This window comes from Streptomyces sp. NPDC004561 (assembly GCF_053602155.1).
Window position 1 is genome coordinate 1 of the sequence record NZ_JBSGDB010000958.1, and the last position, 1,007, is coordinate 1,007.

The window sequence follows — 1,007 nt, forward strand, 5'->3', positions numbered from 1 at the left end:
CCGGTTCCGCTTGTCTGCATGTCCGCACTCGGCACAGGTCTGGCTGGTGTACGCCGGGTCGACGAAGACCAGGGGCACGCCGGCACGGCGTGCCTGGTAGGCCAGGAACTGCCCGAGCCGGGCGAATGCCCAGGAGTGCACCGCGGCCCGTTGGGGCTTTCTGAGCCGTACCCTCGACCGGATGCCCTGGAGGTCCTCCAGGGCGATGCCGCGCGAGGTCCGGACTCGGGAGATCTGTAGTGGACCCTCGCCTGCGGCACGGGAATTGGCGTCGGCGATCACCGGCGGGAAGTGACCCGAGGAAACCGGCGGGGGGTGGGCCGGTGTCCCTGAATGTGCCACGGCCGCTGCGACGGGCCAGGATCCGTGTCATGCGGCCGTCCCTATGGAAGTCCTCTGTCGCCGACAGGACCTCGCTTCAGACCGCTCTGGCCCCACTGATCCGCATGCCCGTACTCAGACGACTTCGGGCTGCTGCTGGCCGGTAACCAGCGCTTCGTCGCGGGGACCCCCGAACACCCGAACCAGGACGCCACCCGCCGCGCCGAGATCGCACCGTCCCAGCAACCCTTCGCCGTGCTGTTCGGGTGTTCCGACTGCCGGCTCGCCAGAGATCATCTTCGACTGCGGCCTGGGCGCCCTGTTCGTGGTGCGCACCGCAGGTCACGTCATGGGTGCCGAAGCGCTGGGCATAGTACGGCGTCGACCTGCTGAACTGCCCGCTCGTCGTGGTGCTCGGTCACGACTCGTGCGGTGCGCCGTCGGCGCGGCGTGCGCCGCGCTGGAGAACGGCATGCGCACGCCCGGTATATCCGGGACGTCGTCGAGCGAGTGACCCCCAGCGTGCCGGCAGCGCGGGCTGCCGGACGGGGTCGAGCCGTGGGAGGTCCTCGCCGAGCACATAAGGCACGCTGGCGGCCTGCTGCTGGACCGATCCCGAATCCTCCCCGAGAAGGGCGCCCCCCGCACGGGCCGGGCGCCGGCCCCCGCGACCGCGACCCCGGGCC

Annotated in this window: 2 pseudogenes; one reads left to right on the forward strand and one right to left on the reverse strand. The window is 71.1% G+C overall.

What is annotated here, in order from left to right:
- Positions 1 to 222 (reverse strand): annotated as a pseudogene (locus tag ACWEN3_RS46985) (IS200/IS605 family accessory protein TnpB-related protein); the annotation flags it as partial.
- Between the two features lie 249 nt (positions 223 to 471).
- On the opposite strand from ACWEN3_RS46985, the pseudogene ACWEN3_RS46990 reads away from it, so the two are divergent.
- Positions 472 to 1,007: pseudogene (locus ACWEN3_RS46990) on the forward strand (carbonic anhydrase); the annotation flags it as partial.